This is a genomic window from Gemmobacter nanjingensis (assembly GCF_014652195.1).
In the GTDB taxonomy this organism is placed as follows: domain Bacteria; phylum Pseudomonadota; class Alphaproteobacteria; order Rhodobacterales; family Rhodobacteraceae; genus Gemmobacter; species Gemmobacter caeni.
In genome coordinates, this window is the sequence record NZ_BMYI01000001.1 from 799768 (window position 1) to 820578 (window position 20811).

Below are 20811 nucleotides of genomic sequence, written 5' to 3' on the forward strand. Positions count from 1 at the left end.
GCGGGCAGGTCCGAGTGATTCAGGTTGGGATTTGTGATGCTGCGGCTGCTGGCTTTTCTTTGCGCGGGAATGTTCGCCATTCTCCTTATCGGAGGAGAGGATCACGGCCAATTGCGCCCTGGTCTTGTCGCACAGGACAGCCCTGCCAAAGCGCCCGCCGCACGGATCACAAGCCCGGCACAACCGGCTGCGGTGATTGAAGCCGCCTATACCCCCGGGGCCGCGGCACAACCCGCCGCCGCCCATCTTCCTGTCGTGCTGCCTCTGATCAAACCCGTGGCCGAACTGCCCGAACCGGAAGCGACCGAGCCCGAGGCAGAGATTCGCTATGTCAGCGCCCGCGCGGTGAATGTGCGCGAAGGGCCATCCACGGAGTTTCCCGTGGTCGAACGTCTGACCCGTGGCGAGGCGATCCGCGTCATGTGGGTCGAGGATAACGGCTGGGTTCATATCGTGATCGAGGGGGACGGGATTTCCGGCTTCGTCTCGGGCGATCTGCTGTCCGCTACCGCCCCCTGACTCCAAGCGCATTGCAATGCGCCCGGTCAGCGCCTAATCCGGGGAAAAACCCCGGAGCAGCGTATGACCACCCCCCGTACCGTCCTGATCACAGGCTGTTCGTCCGGCATCGGGCTTGATGCAGCGCGGGGTTTGAAAGCACGCGGCTGGCGCGTCTTTGCCACCTGCAGGCAGGAGGCCGATTGCGCCCGTCTGCGCGGCGAGGGACTGGAAAGCTTCGTGCTGGACTATGCTGACGAGGCCAGCATCGCGGCCGCCGTGGACGAGGTAAAAAGCCGCACCGGCGGACGGCTGGACGCGCTTTACAACAACGGCGCCTTTGCCTGTCCCGGTGCGACCGAAGACCTGCCCCGCGCCGCGCTGCGCGAAATTTTCGAGGTCAATCTGTTCGGGTATCACGACCTCAACCGCCGGGTGATCCCGTTGATGCGGGCGCAGGGACATGGACGAATCGTCAACTGTTCCTCGGTCCTCGGACTGGTCGGGATGAAATGGCGCGGCGCCTATGTTGCCACGAAATTCGCGCTGGAAGGGCTGACCGATGTGCTGCGGATCGAGATGCAGGGCACCGGCATCGAGGTCATCCTGATCGAGCCGGGCCCGATTCCCACCCGCATCCGTCAGAACTCGATCCCGCATTTCGAGAAGTGGATCGATTGGGAAAATTCGGCCCGCGCCGAGGAATATCGCACGCTTCTTGGCCGCCTTTACAACGAACGCACCAGGCCCGACCTGTTTGAACTGCCCTGCTCCGCCGTCACCGCAAAACTGATTCACGCGCTGGAAAGCCCGCGCCCGCGTCCGCGCTACTATGTCACCAAAGCCACGCATCTGATGGGCGCCGCGCGCCGGATCCTGCCGACGCGGGTACTGGACTGGCTGATCGCCAAGGGCTGAAATCAGGCCCCGGGACAAGAAAGCCCTCGCCTTTCGCGCCGGGGTCGCTACATCTGCGGCAAGCTCAGGAAGGAAATGCCATGCTTCTGAAAGACCCGCTTTTCCTGCTTGCCGCCGGGGCAAGCTTTGTCGTGCTGATCGTGCTGATGATCGGTATTGGCGGCTTTGCCAAGGGCGGCGATTTCAACCGCAAACATGCCAACCGCCTGATGCGCTATCGCATCATCGCGCAAGCCATCGCGGTGCTGCTGATCGTTCTTTTCGCATGGCTGCATCAACGTGGAGGCATGTGATGGTCGTTCTGTCGAAAATCTACACCCGGACCGGCGACGCGGGACAGACCGCGCTTGGAAACGGTGCGCGGGTTGCCAAGCATGATGCCCGCGTGCAGGCCTATGGCACGGTGGATGAAACCAATGCGACCATCGGACTGGCCCGGCTGCACGCGACCGGCGACATGGACGCGGCGCTGAAGCGCATTCAGAATGATCTGTTCGATCTGGGCGCCGATCTGTGCCGCCCCGATATGGCGAAGGATCACGAGGCCGGCTATGTGCCCCTGCGCATCATCGCCACCCAGGTCGCCCGGCTGGAGACCGAGATCGACGCGATGAACGCGAAGCTGGAGCCGCTGCGCAGCTTCATCCTGCCGGGGGGCAGCGCGCTTGCCGCCTGTCTGCACCTCTGCCGCACGGTATCGCGCCGGGCTGAACGGCTGGCGGTGGAACTTGCAGGGGTCGAGGATGTGAACCCGGAAGCCGTGAAATACCTCAATCGCCTCAGCGACTGGTTTTTCGTTGCCGCCCGCATCGCGAATGATGATGGCCGGGCCGACATCCTCTGGGTGCCAGGCCAGTCGCGTTAAGCGCGCGGGGGGCCTGACCTAACGTCAATGACGCGGCGTCGTGCGCCATCACCGCGTCGCTTTTGGATTGTTTTCCGGATGCGGCACGGGCTAACAACGCTGCGGAGAGCTTGGAAAGACCCCGCGGGGTCGGGAATCTGGGAGATTGCCGCTGATGAAGGTTTTGGTACCTGTCAAACGCGTGATTGACTACAACGTGAAGGTTCGCGTGAAAGCGGACGGGAGCGGGGTTGATCTGGCGAATGTGAAGATGTCGATGAACCCGTTTGACGAGATCGCGGTGGAAGAGGCGATCCGTCTGAAGGAAAAGGGGACCGCGTCGGAGATCGTCGTGGTGTCCATTGGCGTGAAGCAGGCGCAGGAAACGCTGCGGACGGCGCTGGCAATGGGCGCGGACCGCGCGATCCTGGTCGAGGCGGCTTCGGACGTGCATACCGACATCGAGCCGCTGGCGGTTGCGAAGATCCTCGCAGCCGTGGTGAAGGCCGAAGAGCCGGGTCTGGTTCTGGCCGGCAAGCAGGCGATCGACAATGACATGAACGCCACCGGCCAGATGCTGTCGGCGCTTCTGGGCTGGTCGCAGGCGACCTTCGCCAGTGAACTGGCGGTGGACGGCGACAGCGCGACGGTGACGCGCGAGGTCGACGGCGGGCTTCAGACCATCAAGGTGAAGCTGCCCGCAGTTGTGACCGTGGACCTGCGCCTGAACGAGCCGCGCTATGCCTCGCTTCCGAACATCATGAAAGCGAAGAAGAAGCCGCTGGAAGAAAAGACCGCTGCCGATTTCGGCGTCGACGTCACACCGCGCCTGACCGTGGTGAAGACCGTCGAACCCGCCGGGCGGAAGGCAGGCGTGAAGGTCGGTTCGGTCGACGAGCTGATCGCGAAACTGAAAGACGAAGCGGGGGTGATCTGATGGCTGTTCTCCTTCTGGCCGATGTGAATGGTGGCCAGCTTGCCACCGATTCGGTTGCGAAAACCTTGACGGCCGTAGCCGGTCTGGGCGAAATCCACGTTCTCGTGGCCGGTGAAGGCGGCGATGCGGCAGCGACCGAGGCTGCGGGCCTTGCCGGCGTGACCAAGGTACTCTTCGCCGACGGGCACGACTATTGCCATGGCATGGCTGAAGCGACGGCGGCTCTGGTTGTGGGTCTGGCCGGCAACTACAGCCACATCTGCGCCCCGGCGACCGCTGCGGCGAAGAACGTGCTGCCGCGCGTCGCGGCGCTGCTCGATGTAATGGTGCTGTCGGATGTGACCGCCGTGGTCGACGCCGACACGTTCGAGCGTCCGATCTATGCGGGCAACGCCATCCAGACCGTGAAATCCGGCGACAAGGTGAAGGTCTTCACCGTGCGTACGGCGGCTTTCGCGGCGGCGGGCACCGGCGGTTCGGCGTCGGTCGAGAAGGTCTCGGGTGCGACGGCCGAGGGGCTGTCGTCCTGGGTGGAAGACAAGGTGGCGGCGTCGGATCGCCCGGAACTGACCTCGGCGAAGATCGTCGTCTCGGGCGGCCGCGGTGTAGGCTCGGAAGCCGATTTCGCGCTGATCGAAAAGCTGGCCGACAAGCTCGGCGCTGCTGTGGGCGCCTCGCGCGCGGCCGTCGATTCGGGCTATGCGCCGAACGACTGGCAGGTGGGTCAGACCGGCAAGGTCGTCGCCCCCGCGCTTTATGTCGCCGTCGGCATCTCGGGCGCCATCCAGCACCTCGCCGGCATGAAGGACTCGAAGGTCATCGTCGCCATCAACAAGGATGAAGAAGCCCCGATCTTCCAGGTCGCAGACTACGGCCTCGTCGCGGACCTCTTCACCGCCGTACCGGAAATGACCGACAAACTCTGATCCCAAAAGGGATGTGAAGGAGAGGCCGCGCGATCTGCGCGGCCTTTTCATTTCTTATCGCGCCAACAAGGCCGCCAGATGCGCCGCGACCTCTGCATGCGCGGCAGGCCCCGGCAACAGCCGGGCAGCGGGCAGATCCAGCGCGGAAAACAACATTCCCTCTGTCCCCTGCGCCCGCGCCTCTGCGCTGATGATGACCTCGGCATAGGCCGCTGTCGCGGGCCGCAGCGCATCCACCATGGCCCGTGTCACCAGCAGCGGGTCGGCTGCCATGTCCAAACCGCCGTCCGGTGGCGGGTTCTCCCCCGCCCATAGCAGCGTCACCGGCACCGCCAGCACTTCGATCAGCGCGTGCATCCGCTCCAGCCAGGCAGCGCGCAACTCATCGGCAACACGCTCGAACCGAAGGGGAGAGACCCGGCGCAATTCGGTCAGCATATGCCGGGTGAAGTTGAACTCGGTAAAGTCGACCTCGCGGAACAGCATCCGCAGCAAAGGGCGCGCGGTCAGAAAGCGATCATTGCGCCGGGGATGCACCCGGTAGTAACGATTGCTCAGATTCTGCGCCCCTGGAATCTGAAGCACCACCGCCTCGGCGCCTGCCGCGATGGCAAGCACTTCCGGGTCCCCCAGATAGGCGTCGACGCCCGCGTTGGGGATCCCCAGATTCACAACAGTATGACCTGTCGCGCGGGCAACCAGCGCCGGATAGGCATGTTCGACGAATTTTCCGTAGGTCATCGTCCCGCCCAGCATCGCCCAGTAGGGTTGATCCAGCCGCGCGGCTGGCCCGCGGAAGCTCAGCTTCGACGCGCCATACCGGCATGGCGCATAATCCGGCGCACCAGCGCCCGGTCCAGTAAAACTCATTGGTCCCACCCATGTCTTTTACACCCGCGTCCAGATTGCGCCGCAGTTCTTGCCAAACCGCTAACCCCGGCATTCGCTTCAAATTTCTTGTATCCGTTCCCGGCTTGCGCCCATCCCGTTCCCGCGCATAAGGTTCCGGGGACACTGGTGGAGGCGTGAATGACAATCGAGACGGTGGGCGTGATCGGCGCCGGACAGATGGGCAACGGGATCGCGCATGTGTTTGCGCTGGCGGGCTATGAGGTGCTGCTGAACGACATCAGTGCCGAAAGCCTTGAAAAGGCTGTCACCACCATCGACAAGAACCTTGAGCGTCAGGTCGGACGGGGCAAGGTTTCGGCCGAGGACAAGGCCGCCGCCATGGCGCGCATCAAGACCACGCTGACCCTGACGGATCTGGGCCAGACCGATCTGGTGATCGAGGCGGCAACTGAGCGTGAAACGGTCAAGCAGCAGATTTTCGACGCGCTGCTGCCGCATCTGAAACCTACGACAATCCTGACCTCGAACACCTCGTCCATTTCCATCACGCGCCTCGCCAGCCGGACCGACCGCCCGGAAAAGTTCATGGGGTTCCACTTCATGAACCCCGTGCCGGTGATGCAGTTGGTAGAGTTGATCCGTGGCATCGCCACCGACCAGCCGACCTATGAGGCGCTGCTGGCCGTGGTGAACAAACTGGGCAAAACCGCCGCCTCGGCCGAGGATTTCCCGGCCTTCATCGTGAACCGCATTCTGGTGCCGATGATCAACGAGGCGGTCTATACGCTGTATGAGGGCGTGGGCAACGTCCGCTCCATCGACGAATCGATGAAGCTGGGTGCCAATCACCCGATGGGTCCGCTGGAGCTGGCGGATTTCATCGGGCTGGATACCTGCCTCGCCATCATGAACGTACTGCATGACGGGCTGGCGGATACGAAATACCGTCCCTGCCCGCTGCTGACGAAGTATGTGGAGGCGGGCTGGCTGGGCCGCAAATCCGGCCGGGGCTTCTATGATTACCGGGGAGACACGCCGGTCCCGACGCGCTGAGCCTTCGGCTCAGCGTCCAAGATCGAGGGTCAGCTGCCGCAGCCAGGCAAGGAAGCCACGCGGGTTGCTTTCCCATTCCTTCAGCGCCTCGGGCGGGATCGGCTGCCCGATGAAAGGGCGCTGCGGCTTGAACAGCGCGCGCTTGATTTCATAAAGCAGCAGCCCCTGCCGGAGCGTCGCCGACAACTTGTCGGCAATCTGATAGGCGCGGCTGTTCTGCCCGGTGAAATGGATCGGCACTACCGTTGCGCCGGAACGCATGATCATCTTGTGGGTGAAGGGGTTCCATTCCGGCTCGATCGCCGGACCGAACCAGCCCTCTGATACCGCCACCTTGCCCGCCGGGAACAGGATGACCAGCCCGCCACGCTTAAGATGCGCCATGGTCAGCGCCCGCATCTCCAGCCCCGCCTCGCGCGCGTTTTCCTCATGCGGGAAGGGGACCGGGATCATGAATTCCTCGATCTCGGGGATGCCTGTCAGCAGCGAGCGGGTCAGGATCTTGAAATCCGGCCGCACGCGCGACACCATTTCAGCCATCACCATGCCGTCGACCAGACCATGCGGATGGTTGGCCACCACAACCACAGGGCCGGTCGCAGGAATACGGGCAATCTCTTCAGGCGGGGTCTGGATCTCGATCCCCATCTGGCGGATCGCCTTGGGCCAGAACGGGGCGCCAAAGGGGGCACCCGAACGCTCGAACTGACGGATCAGCCGCAGGAGCGTGATTTTGGCCGTCAGCCATTCAATCGCGCGGATCGTGCCAGCCTTGAACGGATTCGTGAAAGTGCCTGCATAGGACAGGCGGCGCATGTCATACTGGCGCTCGTCCGTCGGGCGCGGGGTGGGTTCGGTCACGGTTTTCGGCCCCGTCACCTGTCTTCGCCAAAGCGGTTGGCGACCAGAGCCGACAGGGCCTCGCACAGCGCCTCGGCCTGCGGGCCTTCGGTCACGACAGAAATCGACGTCCCGCGCGAGGCACCCAGCATCAGAAGACCCATGATCGAGTCACCTGAAACCGTCATTCCGTCTTTGGAAACCTCGGCGCGCGCATCATATTCCTCGACACATTCCACGAACTTGGCCGAAGCGCGGGCATGCAGCCCCTTCTCGTTGACGATGCGCAACTCGCGACTGATCATGCATTCCCCCCCTGCCCCGGCGCGGGTTCCCCGCCCAGATCAAGGCTGTTGATATACTTGCGCCCGGCGTCCAGCGCCAGACTTACCGCTTCCGCAAGCGGAAGGTCGCGTGATTTGGTCAGCTTGATCAGCATGGGCAGGTTCGCACCATAAAGAATGCGCCGGTTGCGCGCGGCACAGGCGGGAAGCGACAGGTTCGACGGCGATCCACCGAACATATCGGTCACCACCACGACGCCCTCGCCCCGGTCCACTGCGTCGGCAGCAGCGCAAATCTCGGCCGATTTGGCGCCACGGTCGTGTTCGTCCTCGATGGCAATGGCGCTCATTGCCTGCTGCGCGCCCACGACGTGTTCGACAGCAGCGAGATACTCCCGTGCCAGACCGCCGTGCGCCACGATCACAATACCGATCAAACCCCGATCACCCAGATCATTGCGGTCGCCCCCCGGCGGACCGTCTTTCAAGTTCCCTGTGTCGTTTTGACACCGCCCAGCCGGCTTCTGCAAGTGCATTGGCCATGAATTCCGCTACGGCGACAGAACGATGTTGCCCGCCGGTACAGCCGAAGCCGATACTCAGATGCGCCTTCCCTTCGGCCGTTTGTTCCGGCAGAAGAAACAGGATCAGATCCCGCAATTTTGACGTGTATTCCTGAAATCGCGGATCGTCGGCCACATAAGCCGCAACCTGCGGATTTCTCCCGTCCAGAGCGCGCAATTCGGGCTGCCAGTGCGGATTGTTGAGAAACCGGCAATCAAAGATCATGTCCAGCCCGCGCGGCACCCCGCGTTTGTAGCTGAAGCTTTGCAGCGAAACCGCAAGTCCTGGCGCCCCTTCGCCACGAAACCATTCCGCGATCTCGGCCTTCAGATCATGCGGTGACATCTCGGTCGTGTCGATCAGATGGTCGGCGCGAACGCGAATCGGTGCCAGCAGATCAATCTCGCGGTCGATGCCCAAGGCCGGGGTTTCCGCTGCGGCAAGCGGATGCCGCCGCCGGGTTTCCGAATATCGGCGGATCAGTTCGGCCGGTGCGCAATCCAGATACAGAAGCTCCAGATCCACCCAGGGGTCGGCGGTCAGCGTATCGACCAGCTCGATCAGCGCCGTTGCACTGAACTCGCGGTTGCGGACGTCAATGCCCAGCGCGATAGGCCGCCCCAGCGGCGGGCCATCCAGCACGCGCGGGATCAGGCTCAGCGGTAGGTTATCGATGACCTCATAGCCCAGATCCTCCAGAGCGTGAATGGCCGTGGACCGACCGGCACCCGACGGGCCGGTCACCAGCACGATGCGGAAATCCCCCGATTTGGCGGTGGCGCCGTCCATCATCCAACCCTTCCTTCGCCCCGCAACCATTGCAGAAGCGCATATTCAAGATGAGGGTTACCGCACCCCAACACAAGGTCGAGCGCACGACCAAGCACGGGGATGTGTCGCTGCGGCGGCAGCCGATCCGTCTCGGGGCGCGACAGGTCGGTCACCAGCCGCAGTTTCACCCCACTTACATGCGCCGCATGCAGAAGGCCGACGCCACGCGCCTCGATCATGCCGGCAAGACGGGGGGGCGGAGAGGCGATCACATCCTCCCCCTCGCGCCGCATCTGAACCTGGTCATCGGCGACCAGCGTGGCCCCCGATGCCATCATACGCAACGCGAGGCTGGATTTGCCGCTGCCTGACGGCCCAAGGATCAACAGCCCCTGCCCGCCGACCGCAACACAGGAGCCATGGATCAGCCCGGACGGCGCCGCGCCCCCGCCGTCAGACCGGGAGGCCGACGACAAAACGGGCCCCCAGTGGCTCGGAGGTGATATCGGCGTCGGTCGGGCGGATGTTCTCGGCCCAGATCACGCCGCCATGCGCCTCGACGATCTGCTTGGAAATCGCAAGACCAAGGCCAGAGTGATTGCCAAAATCCCCCTGCGGCCGTTCCGAATAGAAGCGCTTGAACACCTTGGTCAGCGCCGCTTCGGGAATGCCCGGCCCGGTATCTTCTACCACTACCAGCACGCGGTTATCCCGCCGCCGCGCCCAGACCCGCACGGCATCACCTTCGTCGCAGAAGGAAATCGCGTTGGTGATCAGGTTGACGAAAACCTGCGCCAGTCGGCCTTCGAGGCCGCGAATGATGATCGGGTCGGGTGGCAGGTCGGTGATGAACTCGACCTGTTTCGCCACGGCCTCCTGCGACAGATATTCGGTCAGGTTCGACAGGGTTTTGAGAAGATTGAACTCTTCTTCGTCTTCCTTGACCAGTTCACTGTCCAGCCGCGAGGCATTGGAGATGTCGCTGACCAGCCGGTCGAGCCTGCGTACGTCATGGTCAATCACCTCCAGCAGGCGGACACGCTGGTCATCGCGCTTCGCCAGATGCAGCGAGGCGACCGCTGAACGCAGGCTGGCAAGCGGGTTCTTGATCTCGTGTGACACATCGGCCGCAAACTGTTCGTTGGCGTCGATCCGGTCGTAAAGCGCCGCAACCATGCCGCGCATGGCAATCGACAGACGGCCGATTTCATCCGGGCGCGCGGTCAGGTCCGGAATGCGGACACGCCCCGGCGCCATCTTGCGGGCATCGCGGTCGCGCCCCAGTTCCGCCGCGGTTGCCAGATCGTTGAGCGGATTGGCAATGGTCGAGGCAAGAACAAGGCTCAGCCCGACCGAAACCAGCAGCGCGATAATGAACATTTGCAACACCTGCTCACGTTCATAGCGGACCAGCCGGTCAATCTCGCCCTCAGCAGAAGTCAGGGCCAGAACCCCCACAACGGTGCCGTTCTGGCGGATCGGCGTGGCGACAGAGAATACAGTGCCGCCCTCCGATGTCCGCGCGGTATCCACCGCCGTCTCCCCCGCCTGCGCAACCGGCAGCAACGCGCGCGCCAGGGCCTCGCCATCCGGCGCTCCCGGTTGCGGCTCATGCGTAGTCAGAAGATTGGAGACCCAGTCCCACGACCGGTTCAGAAAATCGGTGATGATCGTTGCCCGCGCATCCTCCAGTACCGGAAGCGCGGTGCCCCAGCCCCGTGCCACCACCGCCCCGGTGGCGTCGAAGACATGCATTTCGACCCCCGGACCAAGATCAGGCGCGACCGGCAGCGCCGCATCCAGCACGCCACCATCCGCCAGCCTGGCCTCGAACACGCGGGCCGAAAGCTGTGCCTCAGTCACCAGCCCCTGTTCGCGTTGCAGCACCAGGCTGTCGCGGAAAGGATTCAGGAACAGAACCCCGGCGACCATGATGACCAGCGCCATCATGTTGAAGATCACGATCTTGCGGGCCAGCGGAGAATGGTTCAGCGCCACAAGCCCGCGCCGGGAACTGCGGGCCCGCAGCTCCAGCTCGGCCAGAGCCTCGGGCTTTTCCCAATCTTCACCGATCAGCACCTCGCTTTTGCGCGTGCCGTTTTCCTGCCGGTTCGTGCCGATCCGCTGCGCGACGGTCATGGCCGACGCTCACTCCTCATTATAGCGGTAGCCGATGCCATACAGCGTCTCGATTGCCGAGAAGTCGGGATCGGCCGCGCGCATTTTCTTGCGCAGGCGCTTGATATGGCTGTCGATCGTGCGGTCGTCGACATAGACCTGATCGTCATAGGCCACATCCATCAGCTGATCGCGGCTTTTCACGAAGCCGGGCCGCTGGGCAAGTGCCTGGAGCAGCAGGAATTCGGTCACCGTCAGCGACACGTCCTGCCCCTTCCAGGCCACCGCATGCCGCAGCGGATCCATCCGAAGCTGCCCGCGCTCCATGATCTTGTTTTCCTCGGTCACCGCGACCTCGCCGGTGGCGATCACCTCCTGCCGCCGCAGCAGCGCGCGGATACGCTCGACCAGCAGGCGCTGGCTGAAGGGCTTCTTGACATAATCGTCAGCGCCCATCCGCAGGCCCAGCACCTCGTCAATCTCATCGTCCTTGGAGGTAAGAAAAATCACCGGCATGCTGGTCTTCTGCCGCAGCCGTTGCAGCAGATCCATACCATCCATCCGGGGCATCTTGATATCAAGCACCGCCATATCGGGCAGGCGCCGGTTGAAGGCATCAAGCGCGGATTGACCGTCATTATAAGTTTCGACCTCAAAGCCTTCGGCCTCAAGAGTCATGGAAACCGACGTCAGGATATTCCTGTCGTCGTCCACAAGGGCGATCCTGGACATCTAGGGTTTTCCCGTACTGCTCGTTGTTATGAATTTTGACAACATTGTGGTTTTTCCTTGTTCCAGAATCAACAGGAAATCACGAATCAGGACCGCCAGCGCCCCAAGCATCGGCCCGAAAGGTTCAAGGAATGACTAATATGTCTCACCTTGAGGTTCCGACGACAAATGGTTGCGCTAAACCGTACTTGGTTGCGCTAACCGATGCAAAGGGCGCTGTTCCGTCACGAAACGGTCGTGTTATAGCGCGGGTGTCGACCCGCCCGTCCGGGCCGACCGGTAGTCTTTTGGCCCTGACTGCCGACGTGAACCTGAAGACGCCGCACTTGCGGCACCGGGAGCTTGCACAATGACGCATGGACGCGTGAACCCCAGCCAAACGCTGGAAACCCAAGGCATCAGCGGTCTGGGAACGGTCTATTACAACTTCATCGAACCCTCGCTTGTCGAAGCGGCGGTGCAGCGCGGCGAAGGGCGTCTGGGCAAGGGCGGTGCATTCCTCTGCACCACCGGCCAGTTCACCGGCCGCTCGCCCAAGGACAAGCATGTGGTCCGCACCCCCGGGGTGGAAAACACGATCTGGTGGGAAAACAATGCCGCCATGGCACCGGAGGCGTTCGACCGCCTCTATGCCGACATGCTGGAACACATGAAGGGCCGCGACTATTTCGTGCAGGATCTCTATGCCGGGGCCGACCCCGAGCATCGGCTGGATGTGCGCGTCGTGACCGAACTCGCCTGGCATGGCCTGTTCATCCGTCACCTGCTGCGCCGCCCCGACCGGGCCGAGCTTGACAGCTTCGTGCCGGAATTCACCATCATCAACTGCCCCAGCTTCAAGGCCGACCCCGCCAAACACGGCTGCCGCTCGGAAACCGTGATCGCGCTGAACTTCGAAAAGAAGCTCATCCTGATCGGCAATACCGCCTATGCCGGCGAGAACAAGAAATCGGTCTTCACCCTGCTGAACTACATCCTGCCCGAAAAGGGCGTGATGGCGATGCATTGCTCGGCCAACCATGCGATTGGCAACCCCGAGGATACTGCCGTGTTCTTCGGCCTGTCCGGCACCGGCAAAACCACGCTTTCCGCCGATCCGTCGCGCATCCTGATCGGTGATGATGAACATGGCTGGTCGGACAAGGGCACCTTCAACTTCGAAGGCGGCTGCTACGCCAAGACGATCAACCTCTCGGCCGAAGCCGAGCCGGAGATCTATGGCACCACCTCGAAGTTCGGCACCGTGATCGAGAACATGGTCTACGATCCCGAGACGCTGGAGCTGGATTTCGATGATGCCAGCCTGACGCAGAACATGCGCTGCGCCTACCCGCTGGATTACATCTCGAATGCTTCGGACAATGGCATGGGCGGCCATCCGAAGAACGTGATCATGCTCACCTGCGATGCGTTCGGCGTGCTGCCGCCCATCGCGCGGCTGACCCCGGCGCAGGCGATGTATCACTTCCTGTCGGGCTTCACCTCGAAGACGCCGGGAACCGAGCGTGGCGTAACCGAGCCGACCCCGACCTTCTCGACCTGCTTCGGTGCGCCCTTCATGCCGCGCCGCCCCGAGGTTTATGGCAAGCTGCTGCAAGAGAAGATCGCGCAGCACGGCGCTGAGTGCTGGCTTGTGAACACCGGCTGGACCGGCGGCAAGCACGGCACCGGCAAGCGCATGCCGATCAAGGCGACCCGCGCACTGCTGACCGCCGCGCTGGACGGCTCGCTCTCGAAGGTCGAATTCCGCAAGGACCCGAACTTTGGCTTCGAGGTGCCGGTTTCGGTGCCGGGCGTCGATGCGACCCTGCTGAACCCGCGGGAAACCTGGGCCGACAAGGCCGCCTATGATGCGCAGGCCGCCAAACTGGTGTCGATGTTCGCCGAAAACTTCGGGCAATATGTGCCCTATATCGACCAGGACGTGAAGGCCGCCGCCATCGGCTGAGGCCCACCCGATCTTGAAGAAGGGCCCGCCGCTCAGGCGGGCCTTTTCACATGATGGCCCGCCGCATCAGATTGGCGCCCGTCAGCACCAGCAGCAGCAGCGTCCACCAGCGGAATCGCTGCTGGTCCAGCCGGTCCTGCACCCATTGCCCGGCAACCATGCCCATCACCGAGGGCAGGATCAGCGCCATCGAAAACGGCAATGTCCGCGCATTCAGCACCCCCGATTGCAGATGCGCCGTCGTCAGCACAACTGCGCCGATCAGGAAGATCACGCCCTGAACCCGCACCATTTCGCGCTTGTCGGCACCGACCGACAGCAGGAACACCAGCACCGGCGGCCCCCAGACCCCGGAAATCCCGCCGTACAGCCCGCCCACCATGCCGAAGGCCCATTCCGCTCGGTTGCGGTGATGGAGGTTCAGCGCAAGGCTGCGCCCGGCAAGCTGCACCAGGGCAAACAGCGTGATCGGCAGGCCAAGGCAGAACAGGAACAGATCCTGCGGAATGACCCGCACGAATTGCGCCGAAATGACGATGAACACCACCGTCGCCGTGATCATCCGCCAATAGGCACGACAGGATTCCAGCGCCGCTTGCCATCCTTGCCGGAATGCCTGACCAAGATTGGCCACCACGGTCGGCAGGATCAGCCCGGCCAGCGCCAGTTCAGGCGGCAGGAAGCTTGAAAAGGCCGAGATCATGATCATCGGCATCGCAAAACCGATGGCGCCTTTCACGAAGCCCGCAAACAGCGTCACCACCATCGCGGCCCAGAACACCGCCTCCGTCTGCCCCGCCATCAGGAAATCCATGCCCGCCCTCCTGTTTTTCCTTGCTTACCCGTTGAGGGGGGCAACTGCACGGCCTATTCGGATGCGACACTTTCCTACCCACAACACGCATGCTTTGAATTTTTGTTGCGCTGCGACTGCGAAAAGACTACGTCTTTCGCAACCGCAGAACCCCGAGGAATCGCCATGCCGCATGATGGACAAGCCGCGCCGAATTCGCCCCGTCTCGCCGATCTGACGGCGCTGACCGCCGCCGCCCTGCCTGAGGTTGAGGCACTGTTCACTGACGCGCGCGAGGCGCTGCGTGCCCGCGTCACCGTCGGCGGCAAGATTTCCGCCGCCGCGCTGGAAACCGAACAATTCGCGGCCCATACGCTCAGCTGGCTCGCCACCTATGTGGAAAGCCTCCGCCAATTGAACGCCTGGGCCGCGCGCCTGTCCGACCAGGGCAGCTTCGGCGAAATGGAAGCCCTGCTGCTCCAGATCGGGTTTGGTGAATACCTCTCGCAACTCGCGGGCGGCATTCCGATGTCGCAGAATGAAACCGCGCGTCTGTCCGACCTCGGGCTGCACTGGGCGCCGGGCGAGGCCGCGCAAACCCTGATGGCGGGCGGCAACAGCCCCGCCGCGCGGGCCGCGCTGGTCGCGCTGATGCGCGACAACCATGGCCGTGCCACCTTCGGCGCCACCGGCCTTGAGGAAGAACTGGAGATGATCCGCGACCAGTTCCGCCGCTTCGCCGATGAACAGGTCATCCCCAACGCGCATGACTGGCACCTGAAGGATGAACTCATCCCGATGGACATTATCGAGGCGCTGGCCGAAATGGGCGTCTTCGGCCTGACCATCCCCGAGGAATTCGGCGGCTTCGGCCTGTCCAAGGCCTCGATGGTCGTCGTCTCCGAAGAACTGTCGCGCGGCTATATCGGCGTCGGCTCACTGGGCACCCGGTCCGAGATTGCAGCGGAACTGATCCTCTGCGGCGGCACGCCGGAACAGAAGGCGCAATGGCTGCCGAAACTCGCCAGCGGCGAGATCCTGCCTACCGCCGTCTTTACCGAACCGAACACCGGCTCTGACCTCGGCAGCCTGCGCACGCGCGCCGTCCGCACCGAGGACGGCTGGGAGGTTACCGGCAACAAGACCTGGATCACCCATGCCGCGCGCGCTCATGTGATGACGCTGCTGGCACGCACCGACCCCGACACGACTGACTGGCGCGGCCTGTCGATGTTCCTTGCCGAAAAGACCCCCGGCACCGACGAAAACCCCTTCCCCACCCCCGGCATGACCGGCGGCGAGATCGAGGTTCTGGGCTATCGCGGCATGAAGGAATACGAACTCGGCTTCGACGGGTTCAAGGTGAAGGCCGAAAACCTGCTGGGCGGCCAGCCCGGTCAGGGGTTCAAGCAACTGATGCAGACGTTTGAAAGCGCCCGCATCCAGACCGCCGCCCGCGCCATCGGCGTGGCGCAATCGGCGCTGGAAACCGGCATGCGCTACGCCGAGGATCGCAAGCAATTCGGCAAGGCGCTGATTGAATTTCCGCGCGTGGCGGGTAAGCTCGCCATGATGGCCGTCGAAATCAACATCGCCCGGCAGCTGACCTACTACAGCGCCTGGCAGAAGGACCACGACAAGCGCTGCGACCTTGAGGCGGGTATGGCCAAGCTGCTGGGCGCCCGCGTTGCCTGGGCATCGGCTGACAACGCGCTGCAAATCCATGGCGGCAACGGCTTCGCGCTGGAATATCAGATCAGCCGCATCCTTTGCGACGCGCGCATCCTGAACATCTTTGAAGGGGCCGCCGAGATTCAGGCCCAGGTCATCGCCCGCCGTCTGCTGGACTGACGGGATGAGAGCGGGCGCAGCCGGATGGCCCCTGGCTGTGCCTACACCCCGCCTCGGGATGGCCGTACCACCCCGAGGCGGGGATGCAGACGTCCTGCAATGAAATAGGCGGCAACGAATCCCAGACCGCTGGCCAGAAACACCCCTGACAGCGGTGCCACCAGCAGCACAGCCCAGGCAACACCGGGTGTCAGCACGCCGGAAACGTCCCGGAAGCTGGAATAGACCGCCGCCATCTCGACCCGTTCCGATGGTTTGACCGACAGCATGAAGGGCAGACCACCCGCAGCGTCCAGTGTCACCAACCCGATCGAACCTGCCAGAAGGCACAGCACGGTGACCCATGGCCAGCCCGCCAGCAGACCGGATGCCGAGAAGGTGATCATGCACAGCGCGAAAGCTCCCCGCACGGTGCGCCGTACCGAATGGCGCTGCACGAACCGCAGCATCAGCGGCGTGATGAACAGCAGCCCGTTCGACAGCGACAGGGCCACGCCACCCACCTTGTCGCCCAGACCCGCCTCGATACAGAAGATCGGCAGGTAGACGACATAAACCCACCATCCACAGCTTCGCAGCACCGCAAACAGCCAGCCGGCAATCAGCCGGGGCTGTCGGAAAAACCGGCCCAGATAGGCCAGCGGGTTGATGGCCGGGCCGCGCGCGCGCTGGATCTGCTTGCCGTTGCCCAGACGCAGGATCCAGAAGGTGACCAGCAGCGCAATGGCAAAGCCGCCTGCGATCAGGAAGGGCAAGGGCAGCCAGGCATCCCGCAACCAGACGCCAAGCAGCGGCCCCAGTGCCCAGGGGGCGGCGGCATAAACCATCTGGAGGCTTTGGGTTCGCCCCAGGTCAGCCCGCGCCACATAGTCCAGCACATAGGCGTTGAAACACACGAAACAGGTCGCTGTGGCCAGCGCCATGGCCAGCAGCGCAAGCGGCACCGCCACCGGGCCACCGACCAGCGCCAGCGTCATCGCCACCAGATAGGACAGCGCCCCCGCCGTATAGACCCAGCGGCGGGCCACAAAACGTGTGGCCCAGGGCACCATCAGCCCCCAGAGCATCGAGATCAGCCCGACCACGAAATAGGCCCGGCTGACCGCCGCCGCATCCTGAAGGGCGTCATACATCACAAGGGGCATGACCGAGATGAGCGTGCCACGCACCGCCGCCTCCAGACCGGCCAGCAATGCGAAATTCTGAATCCGCGGCGTCGGCGAGTGCCGCAGGAACAGCGGTATGTATTTGTTGGCCATGCTCGTCTCCCGCCCCGACCTTGGCCGCGTTCCGGTGGGCAGGTCTTGACCGGAGGCGACACCGGATGTCGCGTGTAGCATTCCACCAGAGAAGGCAGCAGGCCCGCTATGAGCTTTCTCGCGCCAGACGATCAATCAGCCGCGCCCGCGCTTCGGGCAGCTGCCGACCATGATGCAGGGCAGAAAGCTCCCGCAACAGGAAATGCCCTGTGATCGCAAAGCCCTGCGCCAGCTCCGTGCCTGACATGGCCCCCTGCCCCAGCAGCCCCTGGGGAAGTGGCAACAGGCGCGGCGTCCAGTCCCCGGCTCCGCCCCGGCTGACTGCCCGCCCCGTACGCGGGCTGACATAGGCCAGATCCTCGCGGCTGCCCGTCACCGCACAACGCGCAAGATCAAGCCCGAACCCCGTCTCCTCCAGCAGCAGCATTTCCCAGCGCAGATAATCCGCCGCCCAGCCTGCACCGTCCAGCCGGGACAACAGATCCTGTGTTCGCCCATAAAGCAAAGGATAGGCGGCACGTTCCGGCAGGGCAAACCGCAGCATGGCGCATATCGCATTCAGCCCCGCCAGTGCCATCCGATCCGCCATCAACCCGGCCCGGCTGCGCAGAGGCTCTGCCTGAAAGACCCCGAGATGATCGTCCAGACGCGCGCGCCAGTTCACTGTGACCTGACTGCCCGGTTGCAGCATGGCCGCCACCTTCCGGGAAGCGCCGCCCCGCAGCACCCCGGCATGGCGCCCGTGTTGCGCCGTGAATACCTCGATAATAGCCGATGTCTCGCCATGCGGGCGCGAGCCGATCAGCGTGCCTTCATCCTGCCACTCCATCCCTTCACTATCCGATGCGTCCAGAATGGCGGCAAGATGCCAAGAGGCGGTTAACGCGGGTCGTCAATCCAGCCCCGGTTCCTCCAGAAGGCTGCGGCCAGCGCGATCTTCCAGCTCGATCACCCACAGATCGGGGTCGCCCTGCCGCGCGCGCGTAATGGCGGCATCGACCTCCCGCTCTGGTCCTGCGGCCAGAATCACCCAGACCCGCCGGTCGGCTGTCAGGTCATAACTCCGTTGCCAGGCCTGCGCCTGCCCGTCCAGCGTGGCGCATTTCACCACAACGGCCCCCGCTGTGGCATCGCCTTTCGCCGTCACATAGACGGGAATGTCGGCCAGCCTGAGCCGCGCAAGATAGGCGGAGACCCAAAGATCGGTGGCAAGCCGCGGCTGCATGGCTCAGTCGCCGTCGCGGAAATCCAGACCCATCTCGGAATAGCGGTCGGGCTCGTCAAGCCAGTTCGGCCGCACCTTGACCTGAAGGAACAGATGCACCGGGCGGTCGAGGAATTCCATGAGATCGGCCCGCGCTGCCTGACCGATCGCCTTGATCGTCTCGCCCTTGTTGCCCAGAACGATCCCCTTGTGGCCGTCGCGGGCAACATAGATCACCTGATCGATCCGGGTTGAGCCGTCCTTGCGATCCTCCCATTTCTCGGTCTCGACGGTCAGCTGGTAGGGCAATTCTTCGTGTAAACGAAGCGTCAACTTCTCGCGCGTAACCTCGGCGGCGATCATGCGCATCGGCAGGTCGGCGATCTGGTCCTCGGGGTAAAACCACGGCCCCTCTGGCAGTTGCCCCGCCAGCCACTCGCGCAGCTTGTCCACACCATATCCGCGTTCAGCGGAAATCATGAAGGTTTCGACAAAGGGAAACGCCGTGTTCAGCTCCTGCGCCAGCGCCAGCAGGCTTTCCGCCTTCACCCTGTCGATCTTGTTGATCGCGAGGGCAATCTTCTGGCCTTCGCCGCGTTCTTTCAGGGCGTCCAGAATCGCCTGCACGCCATCGGTCAGCCCGCGATGCGCCTCGATCAGCAGCACCACGATATCGGCATCCGCCGCGCCGCCCCAGGCTGCGGCCACCATCGCGCGGTCAAGGCGACGACGGGGGCGGAACAGGCCGGGCGTATCGACAAACACGATCTGCGCCGCCCCCTCCATGCAAACGCCACGAATGCGCGCGCGCGTCGTCTGCACCTTATGGGTGACGATAGAGACCTTCGCCCCCACCATCCGGTTCAGCAATGTGGATTTTCCGGCATTCGGCTCGCCGATCAGCGCCACGAACCCCGCCCGCGTGTCAGCCATATCCGTTCTCCATCCGCGCCAGCAGCGCCCTTGCGGCCGCCTGTTCGGCCGCCCGTTTCGTTCCGGCCTTCGCCTGTTCGCTCTCGCCGCTTTCCAGCCGCACCTCGACGGTAAAGATCGGTTGATGATCCGGCCCCTCGCGGCCAAGTGCAAGATAGTTTGGCGGCACCTGACCGCGCGCCTGCGCCCATTCCTGAAGTGCGGTTTTCGGGTCGCGGGCATCGGTTTCCACGGTCTCGATCCGCCCGCCCCACAGCCGCAACACAAGGTCTCGGGCTGTCTCGAAACCGGCATCGACATGGACGGCAGCGATCACCGCCTCCATCGCATCGCCCAGCAAGGCCTCTTTCCGCCGCCCGCCCGACATCATCTCGGACCGGCCGAGCTTCAGCACATCACCCAGACCGATCTGCCGGGCCACAGCGGCACAGGTTTCCTTGCGGACCAGCGCATTGAAACGAGGCGCCAGCGTACCCTCCGCCGCCCCACGGTCGGCCGCCAGCAGCGCCTCGGCCATGGCCAGCCCCAGAACCCGGTCGCCCAGAAACTCCAGCCGCTGATTGTCAGGCCGGGTGGCAGAGGCGATGGAGCCATGGGTCACCGCCCGCACCAGCAGTTCCGGGTTGCGGAAGTGATAACCCAGACGTTCCTCGAACGCACGGAGATCGGCAGCCAGTTTCACTCGATAGCCTTGAAGAAACGGTCGGAACGCCAGGTCCAGAAATACAGCATCGACCGCCCGGCGGAGGAGAAGATCACCCGGTCGGCACGACCGATCAGATATTCGGCAGGCAGCATGCCCACACCGCCCACAGCCTGGCTGTAGCGGCTGTCAGTGGAATTGTCGCGGTTGTCGCCCATGAAGAAGTAATGCCCCGGCGGCACGGTGAACACATCGGTGTTGTCGCCGAAGCCGTTGGTGTCGATGTTCAGCACATCATGTTTCACGCCATTCGGCAGCGTCTCGATGAAACGCGAGCGTTTGCAGATGCCGCCAGCACCGACCGGGCCGTTCTCGCAGCGCGGAAGATTGCCCATCGGCCCCTGCGGCTCGTAGATTTCTTCAAAGGTGCCCGCCGGTTCCTGCGGCACTTCCTGGCCATTGATCCACAGGATGCCATTCTTCATCTGGATCGTATCACCCGGCAGACCGATCAGCCGCTTGATGAAATCCGATCCGTTCACCGGATGGCGGAACACGACGACATCGCCACGCTCCGGCTCGCTGGCCAAGATCCGGCCCGAGAAGGGGCACATCGCGAAGGGGCAGGAATATTGCGAATAGCCATAGGCCATCTTGTTGACGAACAGGAAATCGCCGATCAGCAGCGTATCCTTCATGGATTCCGAAGGAATCCAGAACGGCTGGAAGAACAGCGTGCGGAACACGCCTGCGATCAGCAGGGCGTAAACCACCGTCTTGATGGTCTCTACAATCCCGCCGTCCGATTTCGCCTTGCGTGCCATGCCTGCGCCTCTCGTCTGT

24 protein-coding genes are annotated in these 20811 nt (G+C 63.5%); 9 read left to right on the forward strand and 15 right to left on the reverse strand.

The features are described 5' to 3' along the window. The first annotated feature begins 36 nt into the window (after positions 1 to 36). From IE126_RS04180 to IE126_RS04205, 6 genes are all read left to right on the forward strand, one after another. Entirely contained in the window at positions 37 to 519 is a 483-nt protein-coding gene (locus tag IE126_RS04180) for an SH3 domain-containing protein (RefSeq protein ID WP_189380245.1), read from the forward strand. A 63-nt stretch (positions 520 to 582) separates the two neighbouring features. Continuing rightward, positions 583 to 1416 (forward strand): SDR family NAD(P)-dependent oxidoreductase, encoded by an 834-nt coding sequence (locus IE126_RS04185; RefSeq protein ID WP_189380246.1) that lies wholly within the window; start codon positions 583 to 585, stop codon positions 1414 to 1416. An 80-nt stretch (positions 1417 to 1496) separates the two neighbouring features. Continuing rightward, a complete protein-coding gene (locus IE126_RS04190) occupies positions 1497 to 1709 on the forward strand; it encodes a twin transmembrane helix small protein (protein WP_054300757.1) in 213 nt (70 codons plus the stop codon). Next, positions 1709 to 2281, forward strand: coding sequence for a cob(I)yrinic acid a,c-diamide adenosyltransferase (locus IE126_RS04195; protein ID WP_054300758.1), 573 nt, complete (start codon positions 1709 to 1711; stop codon positions 2279 to 2281). Before IE126_RS04190 ends, IE126_RS04195 begins: the two co-directional genes overlap by 1 nt. A gap of 154 nt (positions 2282 to 2435) precedes the next feature. Next, the gene (locus IE126_RS04200) at positions 2436 to 3197 is read left to right on the forward strand and encodes an electron transfer flavoprotein subunit beta/FixA family protein (protein ID WP_054300877.1); all 762 of its coding nucleotides are present in this window, start codon (positions 2436 to 2438) and stop codon (positions 3195 to 3197) included. Beyond that, entirely contained in the window at positions 3197 to 4123 is a 927-nt protein-coding gene (locus IE126_RS04205) for an electron transfer flavoprotein subunit alpha/FixB family protein (RefSeq protein ID WP_108128134.1), read from the forward strand. The genes IE126_RS04200 and IE126_RS04205 overlap by 1 nt, the downstream gene beginning before the upstream one ends. Before the next feature lie 54 nt (positions 4124 to 4177). Here IE126_RS04205 and IE126_RS04210 read toward each other — a convergent pair whose 3' ends face one another. Next, positions 4178 to 4993, reverse strand: coding sequence for a DUF6473 family protein (locus IE126_RS04210; protein ID WP_108128133.1), 816 nt, complete (start codon positions 4991 to 4993; stop codon positions 4178 to 4180). 159 nt (positions 4994 to 5152) lie between these two features. Between IE126_RS04210 and IE126_RS04215 the strand changes: the two genes are divergently transcribed. Beyond that, on the forward strand, positions 5153 to 6028 hold the full coding sequence (locus IE126_RS04215) for a 3-hydroxybutyryl-CoA dehydrogenase (RefSeq protein ID WP_054300761.1): 876 nt from the start codon (positions 5153 to 5155) through the stop codon (positions 6026 to 6028). Positions 6029 to 6037: 9 nt separating this feature from the next. Here IE126_RS04215 and IE126_RS04220 read toward each other — a convergent pair whose 3' ends face one another. Genes IE126_RS04220 through IE126_RS04250 form a run of 7 tightly spaced genes read right to left on the reverse strand, consistent with a single transcriptional unit; the run spans position 6038 to position 11337 of the window. Further along, on the reverse strand, positions 6038 to 6844 hold the full coding sequence (locus tag IE126_RS04220) for a lysophospholipid acyltransferase family protein (RefSeq protein WP_189380352.1): 807 nt from the start codon (positions 6842 to 6844) through the stop codon (positions 6038 to 6040). Positions 6845 to 6903: 59 nt separating this feature from the next. Beyond that, positions 6904 to 7173: an HPr family phosphocarrier protein gene (locus IE126_RS04225; protein ID WP_054300763.1), complete on the reverse strand. Its 270-nt coding sequence runs from the start codon at positions 7171 to 7173 to the stop codon at positions 6904 to 6906. Next, positions 7170 to 7589 (reverse strand): PTS sugar transporter subunit IIA, encoded by a 420-nt coding sequence (locus IE126_RS04230; RefSeq protein ID WP_054300878.1) that lies wholly within the window; start codon positions 7587 to 7589, stop codon positions 7170 to 7172. The genes IE126_RS04225 and IE126_RS04230 overlap by 4 nt, the downstream gene beginning before the upstream one ends. Before the next feature lie 16 nt (positions 7590 to 7605). Continuing rightward, the gene (gene rapZ, locus IE126_RS04235; RefSeq protein ID WP_054300879.1) at positions 7606 to 8505 is read right to left on the reverse strand and encodes an RNase adapter RapZ; all 900 of its coding nucleotides are present in this window, start codon (positions 8503 to 8505) and stop codon (positions 7606 to 7608) included. Continuing rightward, the gene (locus tag IE126_RS04240; RefSeq protein ID WP_229825213.1) at positions 8505 to 8963 is read right to left on the reverse strand and encodes an HPr kinase/phosphorylase; all 459 of its coding nucleotides are present in this window, start codon (positions 8961 to 8963) and stop codon (positions 8505 to 8507) included. The genes rapZ and IE126_RS04240 overlap by 1 nt, the downstream gene beginning before the upstream one ends. Further along, complete coding sequence (locus IE126_RS04245; protein ID WP_189380247.1) at positions 8941 to 10626, reverse strand: sensor histidine kinase; 1686 nt, start codon at positions 10624 to 10626, stop codon at positions 8941 to 8943. The genes IE126_RS04240 and IE126_RS04245 overlap by 23 nt, the downstream gene beginning before the upstream one ends. Before the next feature lie 9 nt (positions 10627 to 10635). Continuing rightward, positions 10636 to 11337 (reverse strand): response regulator transcription factor, encoded by a 702-nt coding sequence (locus IE126_RS04250; protein WP_054300765.1) that lies wholly within the window; start codon positions 11335 to 11337, stop codon positions 10636 to 10638. 349 nt (positions 11338 to 11686) lie between these two features. Between IE126_RS04250 and IE126_RS04255 the strand changes: the two genes are divergently transcribed. Then, a complete protein-coding gene (locus IE126_RS04255; protein ID WP_054300766.1) occupies positions 11687 to 13285 on the forward strand; it encodes a phosphoenolpyruvate carboxykinase in 1599 nt (532 codons plus the stop codon). A gap of 46 nt (positions 13286 to 13331) precedes the next feature. Here IE126_RS04255 and IE126_RS04260 read toward each other — a convergent pair whose 3' ends face one another. Then, entirely contained in the window at positions 13332 to 14099 is a 768-nt protein-coding gene (locus IE126_RS04260; RefSeq protein WP_229825215.1) for a sulfite exporter TauE/SafE family protein, read from the reverse strand. Between the two features lie 165 nt (positions 14100 to 14264). On the opposite strand from IE126_RS04260, the gene IE126_RS04265 reads away from it, so the two are divergent. Then, positions 14265 to 15929: an acyl-CoA dehydrogenase family protein gene (locus IE126_RS04265; RefSeq protein ID WP_189380248.1), complete on the forward strand. Its 1665-nt coding sequence runs from the start codon at positions 14265 to 14267 to the stop codon at positions 15927 to 15929. A 41-nt stretch (positions 15930 to 15970) separates the two neighbouring features. Here the strand turns inward: IE126_RS04265 and IE126_RS04270 are convergent, their stop codons facing one another. The 6 genes from IE126_RS04270 to lepB form a co-directional block, all read right to left on the reverse strand. Continuing rightward, a complete protein-coding gene (locus IE126_RS04270) occupies positions 15971 to 17188 on the reverse strand; it encodes an MFS transporter (RefSeq protein WP_189380249.1) in 1218 nt (405 codons plus the stop codon). Positions 17189 to 17294: 106 nt separating this feature from the next. Beyond that, positions 17295 to 18017: a DNA repair protein RecO gene (recO, locus tag IE126_RS04275; protein WP_054300769.1), complete on the reverse strand. Its 723-nt coding sequence runs from the start codon at positions 18015 to 18017 to the stop codon at positions 17295 to 17297. Between the two features lie 63 nt (positions 18018 to 18080). Then, complete coding sequence (locus IE126_RS04280) at positions 18081 to 18413, reverse strand: DUF1491 family protein (protein WP_189380250.1); 333 nt, start codon at positions 18411 to 18413, stop codon at positions 18081 to 18083. Positions 18414 to 18416: 3 nt separating this feature from the next. After that, the gene (gene era, locus IE126_RS04285) at positions 18417 to 19325 is read right to left on the reverse strand and encodes a GTPase Era (RefSeq protein WP_054300771.1); all 909 of its coding nucleotides are present in this window, start codon (positions 19323 to 19325) and stop codon (positions 18417 to 18419) included. Beyond that, positions 19318 to 20007: a ribonuclease III gene (gene rnc / locus IE126_RS04290; protein WP_189380251.1), complete on the reverse strand. Its 690-nt coding sequence runs from the start codon at positions 20005 to 20007 to the stop codon at positions 19318 to 19320. The genes era and rnc overlap by 8 nt, the downstream gene beginning before the upstream one ends. Next, positions 20004 to 20792 (reverse strand): signal peptidase I, encoded by a 789-nt coding sequence (lepB, locus tag IE126_RS04295; protein WP_054300773.1) that lies wholly within the window; start codon positions 20790 to 20792, stop codon positions 20004 to 20006. Before lepB ends, rnc begins: the two co-directional genes overlap by 4 nt. Positions 20793 to 20811 lie beyond the last annotated feature (19 nt).